This window comes from Leptotrichia rugosa, assembly GCF_041200005.1.
In the GTDB taxonomy this organism is placed as follows: Bacteria; Fusobacteriota; Fusobacteriia; order Fusobacteriales; family Leptotrichiaceae; genus Leptotrichia; species Leptotrichia rugosa.
This window is the reverse complement of record NZ_CP165644.1, coordinates 1,810,879-1,833,990: the sequence shown is the minus strand read 5'-3', so window position 1 is coordinate 1,833,990 and position 23,112 is coordinate 1,810,879. Positions and strand designations below refer to the sequence as shown.

The following is a 23,112-nucleotide window of genomic DNA, read 5'->3' as shown; positions in this document are numbered from 1 at the left end:
AATTTGAGGATTAATTTTAGAAGAAATTATTTTGTAGGAGGAATTTTTGATGAAAAAGATGAGAAAAAGTAGAATGAAGAAAAACAGGAGTTTCAAATTTCTTGTGATGATGATTGGAATTTTGATGTTTGTGATGTCGTGTGGAGGAAATGTTAGAAAAAATGCTAGTAAAGACGAAATTGTAGCCGCTAATTTTCGTGATATTAGAGATTTGAATCCGCATAACTATGCAGGTGAGCTTTATGCACAGAATATTTTGTATGAGGGACTTGTTTCGATTAATAAAGATGGGAGTATCGCTCCGCAGTTGGCTGAAAAATGGGAAATTTCAAAAGATGGGAAGGAGTATACATTTCATCTTAGAAAAAATGTTGTGTTTTCAGATGGGGAAAAGTTTGATGCAAAGGCTGTAAAAGCGAATTTTGATGCAATTATGGAAAATAAAGATAGACATGGGTGGCTTGAAAGTGTGCGTTTATTTAATGGATTTGAAACACCAGATGATTATACATTTAAAATTAAATTAAAAGAGCCTTATTATCCAATGTTGATTGAGCTTGGTTCGATTCGTCCATTTAGATTTATTTCGCCAAAAGCTATGAAAAATGGTAAAAGTACAAAAAATGGAGTTGACAAGTATATTGGAACTGGACCATATGTTTTAAAATCAAATAAAACTGATGAAGAAGCAATTTTTGAAGTAAATGAGAAATATTGGGGAAAAAAACCAGCAATTAAGACAATTCGTGTAAAAGTTATTCCTGAAGAACAGACAAGGGCATTGGCACTTGAAAAAGGGGATATTGATATTGTGTTCGGGCGTGATATGATTGATAGTGAATCGTTTAAGAAATTTAAAGATAAAAAAGGATTTTCAGCTATAATGTCTGAGCCAGTTGCGACTAGAATGATGCTTGTGAATACTACAAAGGGTGCATTGAAAGATAAAAATGTGAGAAAAGCGTTGCAACATGTTTTAAATAAGAAAGAAATTTCAGAAGGAATTTTTGAAGGTACAGAAACTCCAGCTGATTCAATTCTTGCGAAAACAGTTCCGTATGCGAATATTGACGTGCCAGTTTACGATTATTCATTAGATGAAGCAAAAAAATTGTTGGATGCTGCTGGCTGGGTTCAAGGTGCTGACGGTAAAAGACAAAAAGATGGAAAACCATTGGTAATTACATTGAATTATAATGCTGATAGTGTTAGTGAAAAAGCAATTTCTGAGTATTTTGGACAGCAGTTGGCTAAAATTGGAGTGGAATTGAAAACAGTTGGGGAAGAAGAGCAATCATATAGAGATAGAATGAAAAAAGGTGATTTTGGTATAGTATTTAATATATCTTGGGGAATTCCGTATGATCCGCAATCATTCCTTGGTGGTATGAGAAAACCTGTTTATGGAGATTTTGCAGCACAGCAAGGATTGCCAGAAAAATCGAAAATTGATGAATCAATTTTAAAAGGATTGAAAACTACAAGTGAGTCTGAGAGAGCGGAATTATTCAAATATGTGTTAACAACTTTACAAGATGAAGCCGTTTACATTCCAGTAACTTACGAGACAAATAGAGCAATTTTCAATGATAGAGTAAAAAATGTTAAATTCGGAACATCATTATACGAAGTTCCTTATTACTCAATGAATTTAAAATAAAATAGAATAAAATAAATTTATATCTAAATATATATTTGACAAGTTTGAATATAAAAATTAATATTAATATTGTTCGGTAATTTCAAAAAATTAAAAAGTTTTGGTTATCGAACAAGTTTGTTTAAAGTAAAATTTTTTAAAGAGAATTTTTAAGAAATTTAGAAAGGAAAATTTATTAGATGAAAAAATATATAATAAAACGAATCTTAATATCAATTCCTTTAATTATTGGAATTACATTTATTACATTTTGCTTGATAAATTTGATTCCATCAGATCCAGCTGAAGTGGCTTTGCGTGTGAATGACATCACTCCGACAGAGGCTGATATTCATAAGATGCGTGAATTGCTTGGGTTAAATAGACCATTTTTCTTGCGGTATTTTGACTGGCTTTGGAAGAGTCTGCATTTTGATTTTGGGATTTCATATGTAAATACAAATAGGAAGGTTACTGATGAAATTGCTAGAAGTTTGCCTGTAACGTTAAAATTGGCGGGAGTTTCGCTTGTTATGATATTTGGGATGAGTATTCCGATTGGAATATTTTGTGCTATTAAGAAAAATAGCTTTTTTGATAAAATGACGAGAGTAATCGTATTTTTAGGAACTGCAATTCCAGATTACTGGCTATCGCTAATACTTTTATCAATTTTTGCGTTAAAACTTAACATATTCCCAATTAGTGGAGTTAATTCGGTTTCAGGGTATATTTTACCTGCGTTTGCACTTAGTATGAATTACATTTCGATATATGTTCGATTAATTCGTGCAAATATGATTGAAACATTGGAGCAGGATCATATCTATTATGCGAAAGTTAGAGGACTTTCAAAAAAGTCAATAATTTTTAGACATGCATTAAAAAATTCCATTCATTCGTCATTAAATGCGCTTGGAATGAGCGTTGTAAAATTAGTTGCAGGAACATTTATAATTGAGAATATTTTTGTGTTGCCGGGAATTGGACGACTTTGTGTACAAGCGGTATTTGGAAGGGATTATCCAATAATACAGGCTTATGTGCTAATTATGGGAGTTTTGTTTATTGTGTGCAATTTAATTGTAGATATTGCAAGTTGCTATATTGACCCAAGAATGGTGGAGAAAGAGGTATAAAATGAAAAAAATATTAAAAGACAGGGTGGCGTTGGCGTGTTTGATTATACTTGCAATAATTGTACTTTTAGGTATTTTTGCACCAGTTATTTCGAGTTATAATCCGCTTGAAGGAAGTCTTACTCAAAAATTTAAAAGTCCGTCGCTAAAACATCTTTTAGGGACAGACTATTTGGGAAGAGATACCTTTACAAGATTAATTTATGGAGTAAGATCGACTTTGTTTTTATCAGTTGCAACAATGGTTCCAACAATTTTGATTGGACTAATTGTGGGGCTTATTTCAGGATATTTTCGAGGAATTATAGACGAAATTCTTATGAGATTTTGCGATGTAATGATGTCGTTTCCAAGTCAAGTAATGATTTTAGCTATAATTGGGGCCTTGGGAATAGGAATAAAAAATGTGATTATTGCGAATATTGTTGTGAAATGGATGTGGTATGCAAGAATGATACGTGGAAATGTAATCCGTCAAAATAATAAAAATTTCATTCTTTTTTCAAGAGCAATTGGAGCCAAAACATCATATATTTTTAAAAAGCACATTATTCCATTTATAATGCCAGAATTAATCGTATTAATTACACTGGATATGGGTTGGATGATTTTGAGTATATCGACCTTATCTTTTTTAGGATTGGGAGTACAACCGCCAGTTCCCGAATGGGGTGCAATGCTTAGTGAGGCCAAAAATGTAATTAGTACAAGACCAGAACAAATGCTAGTTCCAGGACTTGCTATCGTAATAACAGTTGCAGCTTTTAATTTATTAGGAGATAGTTTTAAGGATAATCAATAAAGGAGTTTTGGCAAAATGGACATATTAGAAGTAAAAAATTTGGAAGTAATTCTGAAAAAAAATAACAAAGAAATTATAAAAAATATTAGCTTTTCTATAGGAAAAAATAGCTGTGTTGGGATTCTTGGGGAAAGTGGAAGTGGAAAAAGTGTTACATGTAAGTCGATTTTGAATATTTTAAATGATAATTTCAGGGTAAATGGAGAAATTATTTTTAATGGAAAAAATTTAATTGATTGTACAGAAAAAGAAATGAAAAATATTCGTGGAAAACAAATTTGTATGATTTTGCAAAATCCAATGACCTCGTTTGATCCATTATTTACAATTCAAAATCAAATGGTTGAAACTTTTTTGGAACATTTGGATATTTCATCTAAAGAAGCACTGGATTTGGCGAAGGAATCATTAGAAAAAATGAGAATGAAGGAAATTGATGCTGTTTTAAAAAAATATCCGCATGAGTTAAGTGGTGGAATGTTGCAAAGAGTAATGATAGCGATAGCAATTGCATTGAAACCAAAGTTGATAATAGCCGATGAGCCGACAACAGCGATAGATTCTCTCAATCAAAAAGATATTATTGAAGAATTTAAAATATTGAAAAATGAAATAGCTGTGTCAATTCTTTTTGTAACACATGATTTGGGAATTTTGTCATATTTGGCGGATAAATTAATTGTTATGCAAAATGGAAAAATTGTCGAAAGTGGAACGACAGCTGAGATAATAAATAATCACAATCACGAACATACAAATTTTTTGATTGAAACTCGAAGGACCTTGATGAAAAAATTTAAGGAAGTGGCTGATTGGACATTAAATGAAGGTGAGAATAAAATTTATGAATAAAGAAATAAAAAATAAAAATAATATTTTACTGAAAGCTTCGAATATTACAAAAAGTTATACACAGAAAAAGTTTCTGAAAAAATTTGTGAAAACTGTATTGAATGATGTTTCACTTTCGTTGGAGCAAGGGAAATGTCTTGGAATTATTGGAGAAAGCGGGAGTGGAAAAAGTACGCTTGGAAGGATAATTACTGGGATTGAGAAGGCAGATTCTGGCATAGTCGAATTTGAGGGGAAAAATATTCACCAAAAAGAAAATAGGAATGTGAAAAATGATATTAGCATTGTTTTTCAAAATTATGTTTCATCGGTAAATCCTAGATTTTCAGTTGCTCAGATTATTGCTGAACCGTTAATAATTAGTTTTCAAGTGAATAAAAGTAAAATTGATAAAAAAAAGATTGATGACGAAGTGAAAAAATTGATAAAAATTGTGGGACTTTCGGAGGAATTTTTAGAAAGGTTTCCAAATGAATTGAGTGGCGGACAGCTTCAGAGAGTTTGTATAGCACGGGCAATTGTAACAAAACCGAAGTTTATTTTGTTGGATGAAGCTGTTAGTTCTCTTGATGTTTCTACACAAGTTGAAATTTTAGATTTATTGCAAAAATTGAAGAAAGAGTATAATTTATCGTATATATTTATAACTCACGATTTATTGACGATAACTTATATTTGTGATAGTGTAATATTTTTTAAAGATGGAAAAATTGAAGAAAAAATTAATGATATACGAAATTTGAAAAATATAAAAAAAGATTATTCTAAGAGATTGTTGGAGGCAGTAATAGAATTTTGATAATGAAAAAAATATAAATTTAGAAAATTATAGAAATTGGAAATAAAAAACAAGTAATTCTATGTGTTTTATATTGAATTTATTAGTTTTTTATAATTGAAATTATAGTTCTTTGTAGTATACTCTTATTGAAATAAATTATGAGGAGAAGAGATGATTAAGATGAAATTATTAAAAAAATCTATGTTAGTATTATCTGTAATGACTTTAATTGGAGGAATGAGTTTTGCTGCAACAGCTAAAGCTGGGAAAAAATCGTCTGCTAAAAAAACTGTTGCTAAAAAGGTAGTTAATAAAAAATCGTCTGCCAAAAAAACTGCTACAAAAAAAGTGCCTTCAGAATCATACACTTGCGGTACTGAAAAAATAACAGTTTCTTACCCAACAACAAAAACTGCAAAAGTAGTAACAAAAGCTGGAAAAGTTTATAACTTAAATGTAGCAGTTTCAGGTAGTGGAGCAAGATATGTATCTAAAGGTGGAGATATTGAGTTCTTTAAAGGCGGAAAAGACGTTATTTACAGAGGAGCAAATAATATCGAAAAATCTTGTAAAAGAAGATAGTAACTTTGAAAATTAAAAGAAAAACATAATTGACAGATCGAACAGAAAATCTAAGATTTGAAAATTATGTTTTTTTTATAAAATATTTTTGTTTAAGATAGATTGTATAATAAAATGTAACAGATTTAAAATAAAATAAAACTCATGATAATTTCGTGTTAAAATGTTAGTAACTACAAAAACATTAACGAAAGGAAATTTATCATGAGTCGTAAGCATTTTACCATAAATGAAAGAAATCAACTAGAGGTTTCGCTAAAAGAAAATTACAAAATAACAAGAATTGCTAAAATTCTTAAAAAAGATAGAGCTGCTATATTTATCGGGAAATTAAAAGAGTTAAAGGTGAATATTGTGCTAAAAAAGCTCAGGTAAATACCAATAACAAAGGAGATAAAAAAGGCAGAAATTTAAAAATTTTCTTTATAAATTAACGAATATAGTCAAAAGTTTCCAAAGTTAGATTTCTATTTCCCTTTCCGTAAAAATATACTTTAAATATTGTTCCTTTTGAGAATTTGTAATAAGTCTGGTCAACAAGTCCTGTAAAATTAAATGTTTTTCCTGACTGAAGGCTAACACAGTTTGCGAATCTTTTACCATCTTTTGTTATACCTCTTGAAGTCACACGACATTTTTCTACTGTTCGTAAAGTTCCTTGTGCTGCAAAATTGTAAGCACTTGCTAATATTAAAAATGCAAAAATAATTTTTTTCATAACAAATCAACTCCTATTATTATAATCTTTAATCATTCATAAAAATCTATATATATTTCTTTACTTCCATTTCTTTTAATTTTTCAGTTTTTATATTTATCTGATGTTCCATGATGATGTTACTATTTCCAGTAATTTCGTAATGTTGTTTGGCTTTGCAATTACTGCTACATAATATACTTCATTTTCAGCATCTATAAATATCATTGAAGCCTGAAGATTATTATTCACTGTTTCAGAAAATATCAGATAAGCCTGATGGCCATTTATACTGTTTTGATAAAGTTTCAGGTTTTCTTTTTTTTGACCCTGATTTACTAGCTCTGATATCATTTGTGTTGCCGCTTTTCCTGCATTTACTCCTTCTTCAGACGGTACTTTATCCAGAATAATCATTTCATTCTCATCATTTTTTATTCCAGCACTTGTAGAATCTGTATTATTCTGGATTTCATTCCAGTTTCCCTTTGGATAATTTATAAATCCTACTGTTTCATTTCCAAATCTACCGTTATTTGTGTCCTGTATAATATCACTTTTCTGAAAACTGTTATTTTCTGGTACCTGCTGCACAGAACAGTTTTTATTTTCAGAAATTCCATTTTCAGGATTTTCATTATTTTTCTGATTGTCACTCTTCATGGCACACGATAAAAACATCAATATTGTTAAAAATATAAACAGGACTTTTTTCATTTGTAATCTCCTCTTTCCCTTTAAAACTCTATATTTATTACCATTGTACACCCAATTTTTTTATAAGCTGTACATAATTTGCAGGAGGCATCCAGTATTTTATAATTTTTTTATTTTTATTGAATACATCCAGCGCTTTTTCCTTTTCACCTTTTTTCAGATAAACATCTATCATAATTGTAAACAGTTCATTCATTGGATGATTTCTGCTATTTTCATAAACAAATTCCGGATATTTTTTTGTATCGACATTTTTATATGCTTCAATTCCTTTTTGTGCATAATTTAATATTTCTGAATAATTATCAGGATAATTATGATAAATAAAATTTGTCATAATACGGTATCCTTCCGGATAATCAGGGAGATTTTCTATTAATTTTTGCGATATTCTTTTAAAATTGATGTTATCAGGATTTTTTACCGGTGAGTAAAGTATTAGAAGCAGTTTATAATCATCAATTTTTGCTGTTTTATTTTTTATTTTTTCCTCTTTTTCACTAATTAAAAGCTCTTTTTCTTCCTTTGTTGTTATAGGACTTCTTGCTATTTCTCCTATTGTTTTATCCATCCCCTTTATTTTATAATTATCAAGTGAAAGAATATTTATAAATTCCTTATTGCAGTCTTCGGGAATTACCCATCTTCCGATTGGAATATTATATTCAAATTTTACAGTCATCTCTTTTTCGATATATTTTATGTCATTCTTCTTTAATTCACTTTTTAAAAAGGAAGATATTTCCTGTTCTATTATTTCCATCTGTGTTAGGCTGCTTTTTCCTTTAACTAACGAATTAAAATCTTTATTTTTATAAAATTTAGACATTATATAGTTTAAATCGGGATATTTTAGTGACACATTTACATAAGCCAGTTTTATGTCCCTTCCGTTTCCATTTTTCTGCTTCGTTAGTTCAATTTTATTTATTTTATATGTAAGATATTTATAGCTTTCTTGTGAAGTACACCAGACATTCATCCATATTAAATGATATTCATTAACTTTTTTTGTATCTTCATTTTTTGCTGCATTGATATAATCTTCAAAAGCCGCTATTACAGCCTTTTTATCATCATTCTCTTCAGCACTTCGGCTAATTCCGCAGCTTGTTATAAACATAATTGCCAGTAAAATAAATGATATAAATCTTTTCATGATTCCTCCTGATTTTTCTAATAATAAATTTTCCTGATTACACTAAAAATGCTATTTTTTTTAACTTTTTAATCAAAAAATAAACTATTTTTTCATATTTTCTAGAGTAGATGCCACATCTTTGGAAAATGTCATTGAAATTCCTGTATCCTGATTATACTGCACTTTTCCATTTTTTACAATAATTTCATCTGATTCCTTGCCGTTTCCCACAAGAATGTATCTCCCGTTGCCCTTACTTTGCATGTCATAAGTTCCTGCCTTTGTTATACAGTTCCCATTAACTACATTGTTAAGGCTTATATAGGCGATATTTCCTTTTATTTCAAAATATGAATCTTCAAAGCATTTTTGCCCTGCTACCTTTAGAGTCTGCCCTTTTGTAGTCAGCGTTTTCATGTTATATTTTCCTGAAATGGCACCTTGAGAAGTTTTACCCTTTGATTCACATCCCATACTTATTAAAATCATTCCTGCCATTACAACCAGATTTACTTTTTTAATTTTCATTTTTTTACCTCTGTTTATATTTAACTATTCAAAATTCCATCAGTTATTTTAAAATAAATACATATATGCTTTACTTTTATACAAAGAAACAAGTGTCACAATTGATATAAAAAGTAAAAAAAGAAGTATGCTCTGCATTTTTTTCATTTTAAAAAGTTTGAATTTTACTTTTGGAATCTGTCGTTTCTGGATTACATCAATAATATCATCTATAATTTTAGAAATTCTGTCATCTTCCATTATTATATCTATTTGAGATCTTTTTAACTGTCTTTCAGGTATAAAACAGATTTCTTTTTTGCCATCAAGAAGATAAATATGGGATTTAGAGTATATTATTTTAGTTCCAAATAGGGGAAGTAATTCAGTACCCCAGTTGTAGCCCTTAATATCCAACAATTTTCCATTTAAGTAAAAGTCTTCATTTATTATTTCAAGTGTATTTTTTGTTTTTTCTTTTGAATAATAATATTTATATCCATATATCATACTTATTACAGCACAGACTATTAAAAGCAATATTCCAATTTTTATTCCCAGAAATATTAATATTAGCATTATGGCAAAACAAATAATATTTAGAACAACAACTTTTTTAAGATTCTCCGGCACTTCATAAAATACTCTTCCTGTTTCTATCTTTTTACGGTAAACCGTATCAGCGGTTAAAATTCCATGTTTTATTTTTTCTTTAATTTCATCTTCCTGTTTTTGATTAATTTTACGAAGATTTTTTCTGTTTTTTATTTGTTTCACACCAAAAACGATTAATATAACAGCAACTGAAAGATACACTAATACAATAATTGAATTCATTTCAGTCCCCTCCGTATTAATAAGATATTCCTTGGGCTGTTATACGGACTCTGTCAGCATCCACTTTTAAAATAGCTTCAAGTATTTGTTTTCCTGCCTCCCTTAATTGAGCTGTAGTCTGTGAGTTTGGATTACTCTGATTTAATGACTGTCCCACAGCCAAAGTCATTCCTACCATAACCATCTGGTCATACATGCTTTTTTTCTCTCTATTGCTCATTCCATCAAAGAATCTGCTATTTTCAAGATGAGCTTTGAACTGATTTGCCATAGGTTTCACATAGTCGTCATTAAGACTTATATTGTTATATGCCATGTATGCTCCTGCTATTACAGCCGCTACTGCTGAAGACAAATCATTTGTCGGTATTCCTACAGAACGTGCTACCTGTGGAAAAGCCTCATACAGCTGTTTTAATGATGCCCTTACTTCTTTATGTTGACTTTTCGGATAACTTGCAACTAATGTTTCCAGTCCATCAGTACTTCCGTCCTGTGTGAAAGTGAGCGATGATTTTCCATAGGAATTACCTTGTGAAGACGAAGTTATATTCAGAAGTTCCTGCATAATCCCATTTTTAAATGCATCGCTGTAATCAGCATGAGCTTGTCCTGAAATTCCAAGTCCCAGTGCTAAAATACTTAAAAGAAATATTTTTTTCATAAATTTTGCTTTCATAACTTTTCCTCCTGTAATTTTTTTATTTTACTGTTAATTTAAATTAGATAATTTTTTCTTGTTTTCCTCATATTTTTTACTATTAGTAGATTTTAACATTTCATTATTCTTTTTGGCATTTTCTAAAGCTATGTTATACAAAAGGGGATTATAGTTTTCTTTTAGAAATTTTTGATTAATTATAAAAGTTTCTACTGCTTTTTCATTATCTCCTGATAATCTGTAAGCTTGTATCAGATCTTTTTCAATTATCTCTGAAAGTACATTATTTAATACTTTAATATCCTTGTATTCCGCATAGCTCTGTTTACCATGTTTTAAAATACTTATTGCTTTTTCATAATATTCAGCACTTTCTTTATATTTTTTTTCATAAAAGAGAATATCTGCCATCACTCTGTAACCATAAGAATAATCAGGAGCATTTTTTAAAAATATTTCTGTAATTTCCTTTGTTCTTTTAAATTCACGGTTTTGATAAAATGCCACAGTTACATAATTACGGTATTTCTCAAGATTTTTGCTGTCCTTTAAAAATTCCTCTTCCGCTTTTTTTATAGCTTCTTCTGATGAAAGTTCCTTCTGCTTTTCTATTTTAGTGCTATCTTTTTCTGAATTTTTTTTATTTTCTTCAGTTTTGTTTTTATCACTCTGGCTTATATCAATATTATTACTTTTTTTTGTTTTATTTTGTTCCTGTTTCTTATTGCAGCTAAAAACAACAAAAACTATCATAGCTATTATTAAAATTTTTTTCAATTTTATCACTTCCCCAATGGATATAGAATTTTTTATGTTTTTATTTTATTAACAGTTCTTCTTAAACTTTTGCTTTGTAAATATTGGCTTGACTTAATTTCCATAATTCTTACCTATCAAAGAAATCAGATATATCATAAAAGAAACATAAATCGCCACTATTAGTAAAAGGTGTAATGGATAAAAGAAATAAAACATATATTTTGTAAATTTGTTATGAATACCTTGTTTCCCATTATAAAGCCATATTATCGGCAGTGAGAATATCGTAAATATCTGTGTTTTTATAAATATCTCATTTCCAAAAAAGTTAAACGGTAATTCAAGTCCAGGCATAATAAATATGTTTAGAAACACCATTAATAAAGCCTGAAATATTATATTCCTATAATTTTTTTCCCTGAAAAAATAAAATATCAAAATAGTTATAATTCCATATTCCAAATAATCACTTCTTGCAAAATGTGCAATTATAGCAGTGATAATACTTATAACAGCTTTTGCAAAAAATTTTATTATTTTATTCAGATTTTCTGATTTTTCTACTTTTTCCAGCAAATTCATTCCGCATAGAGCAATTCCGAAAGTCCATAATACATTGTTGTATGGATAAAATACCATTATTTCTCCTCTTAATGCCAGACTTGCAAAAAGATTGAACGGAATTTCCGAAATAGTCGCAAAAATAAAAATACGTATTAAATATTTTTTTCTGTTTTTAGTCCTAAAAAATCCTTCCACGAGCATAAAGGCAAAAATAGGAAAAGCAAGTCTTCCAAGCATATTTAACCATATCTGATTAGGAAAAAATATATTCCACAGATGATCTGCCACCATAAATGTCATTGCCAGAATATGCAGTGTAAAAGAATTTATCCCTTTAGAAAATATATCTTTTTTATTCATTTTCACTCCTATTCTATTATTTTAATAAGAAAGTCCTGATGCCGTTATTCTCACTTTGCTTGCACTTACTCCAAGAAGTCCCTCAAGCACCTTTTTACCAGCCTGTCTTAATTGAGCCGTAGTTTTTGCATTTGGACTTTGCTGATTTTCGGACTGACTTACAGCCAAAGTCATCCCTATTATTACCATTTGATCATAAATATATTTTTTTTGACTGTCGCTCATTTTATCAAATTCAGAAACACTTTGCATAGCTTCTTTAAACTGATTTGCAATAGGTTTCATATAACTGTCATTCAAACTGACATTGTTATAAGCCATATATGCTCCTGCTACAACAGCTGCCATTCCTGTTGATAAATCATTTGTAGGTATTCCTACAGAACGTGCTACTTGCGGGAATGAATCCTGTAATTTTTTCAATATAGGTTTCACTTGGGCTCTTTTATTTGAAGGATATTGAAGAACTAAATCATCTAATCCTTTTGTATTTCCATCAGGTTTAAATGTTATTTTAGCTTTTTTTGTAGAAGTAACTGTCTTAGCACTTGTCGATGAAGATGTATTTTTTTTATTCGATGATGTTTTTTTTGACATTAAATTATTATATTCGTCTTTTCCATACATTTCCTCATATCTTTCTCTATTCCTTTTTTCCTGTTCTCTTGCATTTTTAAGCCCTTGATTAGCCATCCATTGTGCATTATAATCAATAAAAAAAGCGTGAGCCTGATTTGAAATTCCAAAACTTAATGCTACTGTTATTGTTAAAAATATTTTTTTTATTTGCTTAACTTTCATAATTTCTCCTCCCGAATTAACTTATATATTTTCATATTTTTTGTTTTCTATTTTTTTACATTACCACTATATACTATGATAAAATTTCTTATTTTTGTAATTATTTATTTTAATAAATAAGCCCTGATGATGTTATTTTCACTTTGCTTGCACTTACTCCAAGAAGTCCCTCAAGCACCTGTTTACCTGCTCTTCTTAATTGAGCGGTAACTTTTGCATTCGGATTTTGCTGATTTTGGGACTGATTTACAGCTAAAGTCATTCCTATTATTACCATTTGGTCATAAATATACTTTTTATCGCTGTTACTCATTTTATCAAATTCCGATACACTTTCCAATGCTTCCTTAAACTGTTTTGCCATAGGTTTCATATAACTGTCATTTAAGCTAACATTATTATAAGCCATGTATGCTCCAGCTAATATAGCAACCATTCCTGAAGACAGGTCATTTGCAGGTATTCCTACAGAACGTGCTACTTGAGGGAATGAATCATACATTTTTTTTAGATAAATTTTTGCTTCCGCTCTCTGTTTTGACGGATAGTTATTGACAAGATAATCAAGTCCTCTTGTACTTCCATCCGATTTAAAAGTTATTTTGGCTTTTTTTGCCGGTTTTGGTTTAGACGATGTTTGGGATGAAGACGATTTACTTTTACTACTTCCTGTACTCTTAGAGTTTGAACTCTTTTCAAGAATATCGTTGGTACCAGTAACTTGATTGTAATAATCAAATGTTCTTTTTAGGGTATCTTGTTCTATTTGAAATCCAATATAATCAAAATCATATCCTGCAAATGCCTGTGCAGGCTGCGATACAAATGCTCCCACTCCAATAACTGCTGTAACAAATAGTTTTTTCAAATTTATTTTCATAATTATTTCTCCCGAATTGAATTATATATTTTCATATTTTTTTTGTTTTTTATTATCATTATATACTATAATAAAACTTCTTATTTTTGTAATTATTTATTTTAAAAAGAAAGCCCTGATGCCGTTATTCTTACTTCACTTGCATTTACTCCAAGAAGTCCCTCAAGCACCTGTTTACCTGCATTTCTTAACTGAGCGGTAACTTTTGCATTTGGGTTTTGCTGATTTTGGTACTGATTTATGGTTAAAGTCATTCCTATTATTACCATTTGGTCATATATATATTTTTTATCACTGTCACTCATTTTATCAAAGGCATCTACACCTTGAAGCGCTGTTTTTAACTGATTTTGCATAGGTTTCATATAATTATCATTCAGACTTACATTGTTATATGCCATATATGCTCCTGCTATTGCAGCTGCCAGTCCTGAAGACAGGTCATTTGTAGGTATTCCTACTGAACGTGCTACCTGCGGGAAAGAATCCTGCATCTGTTTCAGGTATGTTCTCGCTTCTCCTCTCTGTTTTGACGGATAGTTATTAACAAAATAATCAAGCCCTCTTGTATTTCCGTCCGATTTAAAAGTTATTTTGGCTTTTTTTGCTGGTTTTGGGGCTGTAGTTGAAGTTGTTGAACTTCCCGTTGTTTTTGTAGTTGTTTTTTTAGAATTTGATTTTTTCTTTGAAGAATAATCTCCTTTTTTAATGTGGCTTATTACTTCACTACCAAGTAAATAATTTCTTGTACTATTTATCACATTGTTTGTATAGTTAAAACTGTCTGACATATCATAATAAAATGCCTGTGCAGGCTGTGATATAAATAAACCTGTCCCAATAACTGCTATAACAAATAGTTTTTTCAAATTTATTTTCATAATTATTCCTCCTAAAAATTTTATTTCTTATGATTTCTATTATTTGATTATACTGTATATTTTTTAGATTAAAAGAACATTAGAGCTTTTTACTTTCTATCTATTTTTTGATATTTTTTAAATATAAGATTACTCTCAGGAACTCCAATATAAAGAGTTTGCTCATTATCCATAAGCGTTATTACATCGGCATTACTTAAATCGTATAAAAAATCTTTATCACTGTCGCTCAGTTCACTCCCTTTTTTCAGAAGGTTATTCAAATTTTCTATTTCAAAAGAAATCCTGTGATTTTTTAAGAAATATTTTCCCGAATATTTTTTTCCGTTTTTTCCTGTTATGACAACATTTTCTTTATCAAGTTTTATTGAAATTTTACTATTTTTAAGTTCAAGTCCTGCAATATTTACAAGAGTCCATTCATTAGCCATTATTTTTTTCTCAAAATCTTCAATATTACTAAAAAATGAAAATCTGTCTTTATATTTTTCCTCAGAATATTTTTCCATATTATTTAACATAAAGCCGTCCCCTTTTTCAAAGCTGTTTTTCAAAAAATCGGGAATATCCTTTCTGTATATGAGATATACAGTTTCATAATTTTTGTTATCCACATAGACAGGATAATAGCCGTAATCAGAATTTCCTAATGACAGCATAGGCGAAAGGATTGCTTTAACTGTTCCATTTTTGAGATTCTGCACCATAATATTACTGTCCTTATATTCAGTCGCTTTGAAAATAGTATAAGTGGGAGAATGCTCCATTTTTCCAGCAAATTCCCTGTCAATCTCATTGGATACACCTACTTCTAATATATATCCCTTGTCTATTATGTCTTTTTTTGAAGGTTTTCCGCAGGAAATAAATATTATTCCAAAAAGTAGAAAAATTATAAATCCTGTCAATTTTTTAATTTTTATCATACTGTTTTCTCCTTCCTATCAATAAATTTACACCAAGCCCCACAAGAAATATTACATCCAATAAACCTATGGCAAAATAAGCATAATAAGTTGGTAAAAATTCTTCATCTCCTGCTGATGAAACTAAATATTTATACGATATTAAAGATATTAGTATTTTTAATATTACACCAATTATTGTTAAAATTATCAAAGCCTTTTTTCCTATTCCTACTTTTGCATAAAAATATGATAAAAATATATTAAGCAAAATTAATATAAGATTTTCCGAGTATATACCTCCTATCATTTTCAAATTACTTAAAACTGATACTTCTAATACAGCCAGAAAAAATAGTACTAGAATATTAAAACAAAGCAGATGAATAAAATACAGGATTCCAAAAAATATTTTTTTCATTTTTTCTCCTTATTCAAACACTAATTAATCAGTTATTTTTCAATTTTATGATATGTAATATAGATTAAAATAAAATGAGAGTTTTTACTTTTCTTTTTTCTTTCCATAGATATAAAACCAGGCTGCAAGAAATATAATTGATGGTAGTAATGACATAGTATAATTCCCTTTTCCAGTGTGCCCTATTACTTCACTACCAAGTATATAATTTCTTGTACTGTTTATCAGATTGTTTGTATAGTTAACATTGTCTGACGTATCATAATAAAATGCTTTTGCAGGCTTTGATACAAATACTCCTGCTCCGATAATTGTTGCAATAAATAGTTTTTTCAAGTTTACTTTCATAATTTTTACTCCTTGCTTAAAGTTATTTTTTAATTTTGTGATATGTAATTCTAATTAAAATAAAATGAAAGTTTCTACTTCACTTTTTTCTTTCCATAGATATAAAACCAGGCTGCAAGAAATATAATTGAAGGCAGTAATGACATATTGCCGTTTGTTTTATTGCTATTATTAAAAACTTTGTTATGATTATCAAAAGTTTGCTGCAAAAGATTTTCCCGTAACGTATCGCTTGGCAAATTTGTAGGATCCATATAATAATCATATCCCATAAATGCATGTGACTGTTGTGATACAAATACTCCTGCTCCAATAATTGCTATAGCAAATAATTTTTTTAAATTTAATTTCATAGTTCTTACCTCCTAAAATCTGATTTTTTACATTTTCCCTCTTTTAATAAAACTTATTACAAAAAAACCTAATCCCACAGCCAAAAGAGGAGTATTTTTTATTAAAATTCCAATAGCCAGAGCGTATATTCCTCCCCATGCAAATTTTTTAACGAAGCCATGTTCCTCTATCTTTTTATCAATTTTCGCTTCCATTTCTTTTAGCGTCAAAACCATATTATCAACCTTTTCTGCCATTTCCTTTTTATTTTCCCAAAGTATCTCGTCATCTTTTGTCGCAAATCTCCAGCCACTTTTCAAAAGCATATTAATATAAATCTTATTATATAAAAAACTAAATACCACCAATATCAGAAACATTAGTATAGGCAACATCATATGAGATATAGCCGTTATTGCCAAAAGTATCCAGCCGGTCTTCCAATCTTTCCTATAAAACGGAACAAGAAAACCGAAAAAGAAAGTTATCCAAGAAAATCCAATTTTCACTATCTTTATCTCTTCTTCTTTGCTCAATGTTATTTCTTTCTTGAAGTACCTATTTCTACTATTCATTTCCATATCTAAAATCCTCCCATCATGTTTTTTTATATAGAATTTAAAAATCTTATTTCACTTTAACAATATGCTTTTTAGATTAAAGGAATATTAGAGGAAAAAATTATTTTTATTTTTTGAATAACAAGATTTGTAATTTTCTGAATGTGAAATGCAATAAAAAAATGTTTAATAAGATTATACAAAAAAAATGAGAAAATTAAATACAGGGATTTACGAAAATGAACAATCCCTGCAAAAATAAAAATTAATAGACTACTTTCAATCCTTCTTCCTCCAGTTCCTGCTGTCTTATTTCCAGAAACTGAACATTTATCATATAAAGAATTTGGAAAAGCTCATCATTTGTGCTGATTGAATTATCTATAAAATCTCCAATAAATAACATATCCTGAAAAGCGAGTGCCTTATTTGTCGGAAGTTCCAGTAAATAATAATCTCCTTCTTCTTTATTTATCGTCTGTTTTGTAAGATATTCGACTGCATAGTCTGAAGCTGTTATGTAACGGTACATATCGCCATCATATTTACACCTCATTTGAAATACAACAAGCCTTTTTTCTTTTAATGTTTTAACAATTTCAGGATTTGCTACGTCAGCCGGTACTTCCTCGTCTTTATATTTTTCCGTATCTTCGTAAATTAATCTTGCTTTACTGTTTATTTTTAGCTCTTTAGGAATATAGCACATAATTTTTTCAATCTGTTCTGCAGAAAAACTTAAATTAAAAAATATAAGTGTCAGTATAATAATAATTTTTTTCATTTTCTTTCCTTCCATATATGCAACATAAAGTAAAAATTTAATTTTAAAGTTATTTAAGTACATTATATAACAGAAAAAGATTTTTCTCAAATAAAATCTTTAAAAATGGCTAAAAGTTACTTTACTACAAAATAAAATAAATAGAAATAGAAGTAAAATATCTCTCATTTTATTTTAATATCTTAATGATAATATATTTTACAAGAAAAATTTAGGAAAGGGGAACAATCAAAATGGAAAAAAATATTGAAAAATCTAAAATAAAAGAATTGGGGTTACTAATATTAAATACAGCCTGTTATTCAGCAATAGTTATTACATCTGTAATAATTTTACTTGCCGTTTTAAGTTCTTTATTGTCTAAAAAGATAGTTCTTGCCGATTATTCAAAGCAGTCTTTTGCAATTAATGAATTACTTAAGTTTTTAGTATTTTATCCTGTTGGGGAAGAGCTTTTATTGAGAGGACTAATACTTCATTTTTTAAAGAAAAAAACAAAATATGCTAATTTAATTCAGGCTGTAATTTTTGGAATACTTCACCTGAATCCAATTAAGATTATATACACAACAATATCAGGTATCTTTTTCGGAAATGTACGACTAAGACCCAGTCCAATCTGGTGGACAATTTTACTGCATTCGACATTCAATCTTATTTCAATATTTCTGTATAAGCCTTTTATAATTACAATTGAAAAGATATTTTATCTTCAAAATATGCCGATAATAACATTAATTATTGTATTTATTCCACCTTTATTCATATTTGATTATACTCTTAAACAGCTTAAAAATAGATTTAATTATGAAAAACTTTACAAAGCATAATTTTTAACAAAAAAATACCCTCTTCAGTATACTAAACTTTAGAGGATATTTTACTTTACTAATTTTCATTTACTTCCCAAGTTATTACTTCACCTGTTATAGCATCAATGTCGAACTTATACTCTGTATTTTTATATACAATTTTTCCTTCATAAATCTTTCTTCCTTTTTCACTATCCATCTGAATATTTGTAACGTTGATTTTTTTCGCACCAGTAATCCGTGCAACTGCTATTTCTTTTGCTTTTTCCATTCCAATATATTTTGGTGTTTTTCTTATTTCTGTATCACTGCCATTTGTATTAATAATTTTTCCGTCATCTCTGATTACTGTTGAAGCTGATGACCGTTCTTTTTCACTGTAACTCAGAACTTTTCCTGTGTTTGCATCAATGTTATATTTGTATTTTTTCCGTTCTGTATAGAATTCTATTTCATAAATAAATTTTCTATTTTCTTTATCCAGACGAATTTTAGTCATTTTTGCCATATTTTTTGACACTTTTGAATGATTCAATGCAAGCTGCTTTGCCTGTTCAATCGAAATTTTTACATCGACATTTAAAACTCTTACGGTTTTGGTCTTTTTAGCTGAATTTCCGTTTGCAAAAACTCCTGCCATTGTGATAAAAAATACTATAAGTAGTTTTTTTAAAAAATTATTTTTCATTTTCTCTCCTTCTTTAACTTAAATATAAACGAACTTCCTTTTCCAATTTCACTCTCTACAGCAATCTCTCCTTTATGTGCCTCTATGATCCATTTTACCATTGATAAACCAAGCCCTAAGTTTTCTGTTGTTCTGGAACTGTCCACCTGATAAAATCGTCCCCATATTTTAGGTATATTTTCTTTTTCAATACCAATTCCGTCATCGATAATTTTACATATTGCAAAATCTTTATCCTGTGATAACTTTATCCAGATATTACCGTTTTCATGACCATAGTTAATTGCATTTGAAATTAAATTTACAAAGACTCTCATAATCATCGTCTCATCGCCAACAATAAAAATGTTTTCCTCTGCTTCAGAATGGATTTTTATATTTTTAGTATCTGCATTATGTTGTTGACTGTCAGCAATAAGATGCGCCATCTCGCTAATATTTATTTTATCAAAATTAAGTTTCTGATTACCTCTGTCCATTCTTGATAAAGTTAAAAGTTGCGAGATTAATTTTGACATTTTTTTAGTTTCATCCAGTACAGAAGAAATTGTATCTTTTGCATTTTCTATTGAAGTTAGATTTTCAAGCCCGTATTCACATTCAGAAATAATAATTGCTACAGGTGTCCGCAATTCATGTGAAACATCCGATGTAAACTGCGCTTCTCTTTCGAAGGAGTTTTGCAGCCTGTTAAACATTGTATCAAATGTATTTGCCAAAGTGTAAATTTCATCATTTCCTTCTCCAATATTAATTCTTTGGGTCAAATCGTTTCCCTCATTGATTTTCTCCGCAGCTTCCCTTATTTTTTCTATCGGTTTAAATGCTTTCTTTGTTATGAAATATCCGCTTATTGCTGAAAATAACAAGAAAAATGGTAATACAATCAGAGAAATGAAAACAATTGTTTCAATAACATTTTCCACTTCTGTTGCAGGAGCAATTCCACGAATATGAATAATACCATAACCTGAAAAATTCTTTTTACTGTCAAAGATATACCATTTTTTATTTTTATGTTTTATAATTCTCACATCGTTTTTATCGGAAAAAGTTTCATCATATTTAAAATCCAGCGGAATATCCCCGTAAATAAATCCTGTTTCATCGTCATAGACCGACAAATGGACATTATTGTTAAAAATAATAAAATCATTGTCAATTGTAAGTTCACCATCATAAACTTCAATTTCATCAAATGCTGAGATTACAGAGCTTTTCAAATTTTTATAAGCGTTTGCCCGTACAAGATTTTCACTGATATAAATTATTGTTGTAAGAAATATGATTGCGAGGCTTATCATAAGGCCAATATACCAGAAAGCTATTTTGGATTTTATGGAAAGTTTATTTATTTTCATTATCAACCCTCAGGACATAGCCCAATCCACGAACTGTATGAATGAGTTTCGGAGTATAGCTGTCGTCTATCTTTTTTCTCAAATATCTGATGTAAACATCTATAACGTTGGTTCCGCCTGCGTATTCATAATTCCATATATGGTCTTCTATTCTTTCTCTTGGTAAAATTTTTCCTTTATTCCGTATCAAGTATTCCAAAACAGAATATTCCCTAGCTGAGAGTTTTATAAGTATATCATCCCTAAAAACTGTTTTAGCATCAAGGTCAACCTTAAGATTAGCTATTGTAACTATATTATCGGCATTTCCAGAATTACGTCTTAAAAGTACACGGATACGAGCCATAAGTTCTTCAAAGATAAAAGGTTTCACAAGATAGTCGTCTGCACCGTAATCTAACCCTTTCACTTTATCATCTATATTGTCTCTTGCTGTTAGAAGCAGTATTGGAACTTTATTTTTCTTTGCTCTTATTTTTTTTATCACTCCAAATCCATTAAGTTTTGGAAGCATAATATCCAAAATTATTACATCATATTCTGTTCCTTCAACGTATCTGACTGCTTCCTCTCCGTCAAAGCAGCTGTCAACTCCGTAATACTCCTTTTCCAGCTTTTTTGTAATAAGTTCATTTAATTTCTTTTCATCCTCCACAACTAATAATCTCATCATCTTTCACTCTCTTCCATTTTCATCAGGATACACTGATTCTTTTCACAAAATAGTTTTAATTGTTCTATTTCTACTATTTTTTCATACTTTTCATCATTTTCTGTAAACAATTCATTTCTATTATACCTTATAAATACCGTTAAAAACAGAGAAAAAAGAAAAAAAATTTTTATTAAATTTCTGTAATTTTCAGATTTAATTAAATATTTTTTTATTTCCATCTTATCTTATCCTTATTTTTTACTGCTAAAAATGCTCCTCCGCCTGTCAGTCCTGCTCCTAAAAGAATTAAAATACTATTTGCTGTAAAAACTCCTAAAACAAGCGAAACAAATCCTCCACCAATTGATCTTGCTACAAATTTCTGAATTGTACGGTTTTTATAATTCATTTTTGGAACATTTGGATTACCATTATGAAAATTATCAGTATTCATATTATCCATACTGTTATTACTCGTATCACAAAAATCATTAACACTGTCATTTTTCTTAAATTCAATAACTTCAGTTTTTTCTGAAGGCTGCATATCGTAATACTCAATTTCTTTTGCCATTCCTTCCCTATTATTTTCAGAGGAATTATTTTTGTCATCAAAAAGAATTCCATTCATTCTTAGAATTTGTGCATCTTCTTCTGTAAACGGATGCCATCCTTGTTTAATCAGCTTTTTAACATACATTTTATTGTATAGAAAACCGAATACCATTGATAGAACAAATATCAATGGGAAAAATATCATACTTGCTATACTAATCACGACAAAAGAAATTCCAGCCACCATATAATCCTCTTTAATTAACGGATATATAAATCCTAGAAAAAATGCTCCCCATGAAAATCCAAATTTCACTTCTTTTCTTAAAGTTCCATTCTCTAAAATCGCTCTTTTTACATTTATCTTTTTCATAAATAATCATCTCCTTTTATTTTTCTATCATACATTTTTATTTTTTGTTTTCAAAAATATGATATTATCAAAACATTAAAGTAAAATGAGAGTTTTAATTTTTATATTATAAAAGGAAAAGAAAAAAAGTGGGAACCAAAAGAAACAAGAGGAGAAGTTTATGTTGAAAAGTCAATTGATGTGAGAACAAAAGAAATTAAGACAAAAGAAGTTTTTAGACATTGGGAGCTAGATTCCATTTTGCAAATCTTTATTGCTCGTGGCAGAGAGGCAGCAACGAAAATAGCAATGGTTTTCTGAGAGAATTTTACCCAAAGAAGACAGATATATCAAAAGTAGAAACAGAAGACTTGATAAGAACTTTAATGCTAATAAATTCAAGACCTAGAAAATGTTTGAACTACACAACATCATTTGAAAAATTTTTATATGAAATTAAATTTTAGGCAATTTAAAAAATGTTACATTTAATATTGTAATTTATGATAAAATAAAAAATTGTTGTTAAGTTTTTCCAAAACTTTTGAATAAAAAAATGGCGTACCTGTGAGGAATCGAACCCCAAGCCTTCTGATCCGAAGTCAGACGCTCTATCCAGTTGAGCTACAAGTACACAAATTTATGTTACCATATTTTTTTTAAATAGTCAACGAAAAAAATTTGGAAATTTCGTAAAATGTGGTAAAATTAAAGTGAATAGATAAAGTTATTTAATAA

General features: G+C 29.1%; 28 protein-coding genes, 1 tRNA gene and 1 pseudogene. 8 read left to right on the top strand and 22 right to left on the bottom strand.

From position 1 onward, the window contains the following. Positions 1-49 precede the first annotated feature (49 nt). From nikA to AB8B22_RS09315, 6 genes are all read left to right on the top strand, one after another. Complete coding sequence (nikA, locus tag AB8B22_RS09340; RefSeq protein WP_369710903.1) at positions 50-1,660, top strand: nickel ABC transporter substrate-binding protein; 1,611 nt, start codon at positions 50-52, stop codon at positions 1,658-1,660. Between the two features lie 179 nt (positions 1,661-1,839). Further along, on the top strand, positions 1,840-2,778 hold the full coding sequence (gene opp1B / locus AB8B22_RS09335; RefSeq protein ID WP_094079712.1) for a nickel/cobalt ABC transporter permease: 939 nt from the start codon (positions 1,840-1,842) through the stop codon (positions 2,776-2,778). Position 2,779: 1 nt separating this feature from the next. Next, positions 2,780-3,580, top strand: a complete 801-nt coding sequence (gene opp1C / locus AB8B22_RS09330) for a nickel/cobalt ABC transporter permease (RefSeq protein WP_094079713.1) — start codon at positions 2,780-2,782, stop codon at positions 3,578-3,580. 15 nt (positions 3,581-3,595) lie between these two features. Continuing rightward, on the top strand, positions 3,596-4,432 hold the full coding sequence (locus tag AB8B22_RS09325; RefSeq protein WP_094079714.1) for an ABC transporter ATP-binding protein: 837 nt from the start codon (positions 3,596-3,598) through the stop codon (positions 4,430-4,432). Continuing rightward, positions 4,425-5,231: an ABC transporter ATP-binding protein gene (locus AB8B22_RS09320; protein WP_369710902.1), complete on the top strand. Its 807-nt coding sequence runs from the start codon at positions 4,425-4,427 to the stop codon at positions 5,229-5,231. Before AB8B22_RS09325 ends, AB8B22_RS09320 begins: the two co-directional genes overlap by 8 nt. A 153-nt stretch (positions 5,232-5,384) precedes the next feature. Beyond that, complete coding sequence (locus AB8B22_RS09315; RefSeq protein ID WP_237048708.1) at positions 5,385-5,795, top strand: MliC family protein; 411 nt, start codon at positions 5,385-5,387, stop codon at positions 5,793-5,795. A 430-nt stretch (positions 5,796-6,225) separates the two neighbouring features. On the opposite strand, the gene AB8B22_RS09310 is transcribed toward AB8B22_RS09315, so the two are convergent. The 17 genes from AB8B22_RS09310 to AB8B22_RS09230 form a co-directional block, all read right to left on the bottom strand. Continuing rightward, positions 6,226-6,513 carry a ubiquinol-cytochrome C reductase gene (locus AB8B22_RS09310; RefSeq protein ID WP_094079716.1) on the bottom strand — a complete coding sequence of 96 codons (288 nt, stop codon included), beginning with the start codon at positions 6,511-6,513 and terminating at the stop codon, positions 6,226-6,228. 96 nt (positions 6,514-6,609) lie between these two features. Then, positions 6,610-7,209, bottom strand: a complete 600-nt coding sequence (locus AB8B22_RS09305; RefSeq protein ID WP_369710901.1) for a hypothetical protein — start codon at positions 7,207-7,209, stop codon at positions 6,610-6,612. 37 nt (positions 7,210-7,246) lie between these two features. Then, a complete protein-coding gene (locus AB8B22_RS09300; RefSeq protein WP_369710900.1) occupies positions 7,247-8,368 on the bottom strand; it encodes a hypothetical protein in 1,122 nt (373 codons plus the stop codon). Between the two features lie 84 nt (positions 8,369-8,452). Beyond that, positions 8,453-8,878 (bottom strand): hypothetical protein, encoded by a 426-nt coding sequence (locus AB8B22_RS09295; protein WP_369710899.1) that lies wholly within the window; start codon positions 8,876-8,878, stop codon positions 8,453-8,455. Between the two features lie 48 nt (positions 8,879-8,926). Further along, positions 8,927-9,694: a hypothetical protein gene (locus AB8B22_RS09290; RefSeq protein ID WP_369710898.1), complete on the bottom strand. Its 768-nt coding sequence runs from the start codon at positions 9,692-9,694 to the stop codon at positions 8,927-8,929. Positions 9,695-9,710: 16 nt separating this feature from the next. Continuing rightward, positions 9,711-10,373, bottom strand: coding sequence for a DUF6683 family protein (locus AB8B22_RS09285; protein ID WP_369710897.1), 663 nt, complete (start codon positions 10,371-10,373; stop codon positions 9,711-9,713). A 33-nt stretch (positions 10,374-10,406) separates the two neighbouring features. After that, positions 10,407-11,141 (bottom strand): hypothetical protein, encoded by a 735-nt coding sequence (locus tag AB8B22_RS09280; RefSeq protein WP_369710896.1) that lies wholly within the window; start codon positions 11,139-11,141, stop codon positions 10,407-10,409. An 84-nt stretch (positions 11,142-11,225) separates the two neighbouring features. After that, positions 11,226-12,038 carry a TraX family protein gene (locus AB8B22_RS09275; RefSeq protein WP_094079722.1) on the bottom strand — a complete coding sequence of 271 codons (813 nt, stop codon included), beginning with the start codon at positions 12,036-12,038 and terminating at the stop codon, positions 11,226-11,228. A gap of 21 nt (positions 12,039-12,059) precedes the next feature. After that, positions 12,060-12,839, bottom strand: a complete 780-nt coding sequence (locus AB8B22_RS09270; RefSeq protein ID WP_369710895.1) for a DUF6683 family protein — start codon at positions 12,837-12,839, stop codon at positions 12,060-12,062. A gap of 109 nt (positions 12,840-12,948) precedes the next feature. After that, positions 12,949-13,719 carry a DUF6683 family protein gene (locus AB8B22_RS09265; RefSeq protein ID WP_369710894.1) on the bottom strand — a complete coding sequence of 257 codons (771 nt, stop codon included), beginning with the start codon at positions 13,717-13,719 and terminating at the stop codon, positions 12,949-12,951. A gap of 101 nt (positions 13,720-13,820) precedes the next feature. Next, positions 13,821-14,600 (bottom strand): DUF6683 family protein, encoded by a 780-nt coding sequence (locus tag AB8B22_RS09260; RefSeq protein WP_369710893.1) that lies wholly within the window; start codon positions 14,598-14,600, stop codon positions 13,821-13,823. Between the two features lie 89 nt (positions 14,601-14,689). After that, a complete protein-coding gene (locus AB8B22_RS09255) occupies positions 14,690-15,526 on the bottom strand; it encodes an amino acid decarboxylase (RefSeq protein ID WP_369710892.1) in 837 nt (278 codons plus the stop codon). Continuing rightward, positions 15,513-15,926 (bottom strand): flagellar biosynthesis protein FliQ, encoded by a 414-nt coding sequence (locus tag AB8B22_RS09250; RefSeq protein ID WP_369710891.1) that lies wholly within the window; start codon positions 15,924-15,926, stop codon positions 15,513-15,515. The genes AB8B22_RS09255 and AB8B22_RS09250 overlap by 14 nt, the downstream gene beginning before the upstream one ends. Before the next feature lie 84 nt (positions 15,927-16,010). Further along, entirely contained in the window at positions 16,011-16,274 is a 264-nt protein-coding gene (locus AB8B22_RS09245; RefSeq protein WP_369710890.1) for a hypothetical protein, read from the bottom strand. Between the two features lie 74 nt (positions 16,275-16,348). Then, entirely contained in the window at positions 16,349-16,627 is a 279-nt protein-coding gene (locus AB8B22_RS09240; protein WP_299575712.1) for a hypothetical protein, read from the bottom strand. Between the two features lie 27 nt (positions 16,628-16,654). After that, on the bottom strand, positions 16,655-17,188 hold the full coding sequence (locus AB8B22_RS09235) for a hypothetical protein (protein WP_369710889.1): 534 nt from the start codon (positions 17,186-17,188) through the stop codon (positions 16,655-16,657). Positions 17,189-17,432: 244 nt separating this feature from the next. Further along, the gene (locus tag AB8B22_RS09230) at positions 17,433-17,951 is read right to left on the bottom strand and encodes a DNA methyltransferase (protein ID WP_369710888.1); all 519 of its coding nucleotides are present in this window, start codon (positions 17,949-17,951) and stop codon (positions 17,433-17,435) included. A 233-nt stretch (positions 17,952-18,184) separates the two neighbouring features. On the opposite strand from AB8B22_RS09230, the gene AB8B22_RS09225 reads away from it, so the two are divergent. Further along, a complete protein-coding gene (locus tag AB8B22_RS09225; RefSeq protein ID WP_369710887.1) occupies positions 18,185-18,781 on the top strand; it encodes a CPBP family intramembrane glutamic endopeptidase in 597 nt (198 codons plus the stop codon). A 58-nt stretch (positions 18,782-18,839) separates the two neighbouring features. Here AB8B22_RS09225 and AB8B22_RS09220 read toward each other — a convergent pair whose 3' ends face one another. The 4 genes from AB8B22_RS09220 to AB8B22_RS09205 form a co-directional block, all read right to left on the bottom strand. After that, positions 18,840-19,451 carry a PepSY domain-containing protein gene (locus tag AB8B22_RS09220; RefSeq protein WP_369710886.1) on the bottom strand — a complete coding sequence of 204 codons (612 nt, stop codon included), beginning with the start codon at positions 19,449-19,451 and terminating at the stop codon, positions 18,840-18,842. Next, entirely contained in the window at positions 19,448-20,812 is a 1,365-nt protein-coding gene (locus AB8B22_RS09215) for a sensor histidine kinase (RefSeq protein ID WP_369710885.1), read from the bottom strand. The genes AB8B22_RS09220 and AB8B22_RS09215 overlap by 4 nt, the downstream gene beginning before the upstream one ends. Continuing rightward, positions 20,799-21,482, bottom strand: a complete 684-nt coding sequence (locus AB8B22_RS09210) for a response regulator transcription factor (RefSeq protein ID WP_094080775.1) — start codon at positions 21,480-21,482, stop codon at positions 20,799-20,801. Before AB8B22_RS09210 ends, AB8B22_RS09215 begins: the two co-directional genes overlap by 14 nt. A 214-nt stretch (positions 21,483-21,696) precedes the next feature. After that, the gene (locus AB8B22_RS09205) at positions 21,697-22,395 is read right to left on the bottom strand and encodes a DUF2628 domain-containing protein (protein WP_369710884.1); all 699 of its coding nucleotides are present in this window, start codon (positions 22,393-22,395) and stop codon (positions 21,697-21,699) included. Between the two features lie 236 nt (positions 22,396-22,631). Here AB8B22_RS09205 and AB8B22_RS09200 point away from each other — a divergent pair. Further along, positions 22,632-22,841: pseudogene (locus AB8B22_RS09200) on the top strand (transposase); the annotation flags it as partial. A gap of 90 nt (positions 22,842-22,931) precedes the next feature. Here AB8B22_RS09200 and AB8B22_RS09195 read toward each other — a convergent pair. Continuing rightward, positions 22,932-23,008 (bottom strand) — tRNA-Arg (locus AB8B22_RS09195). Between the last annotated feature and the right edge of the window lie 104 nt (positions 23,009-23,112).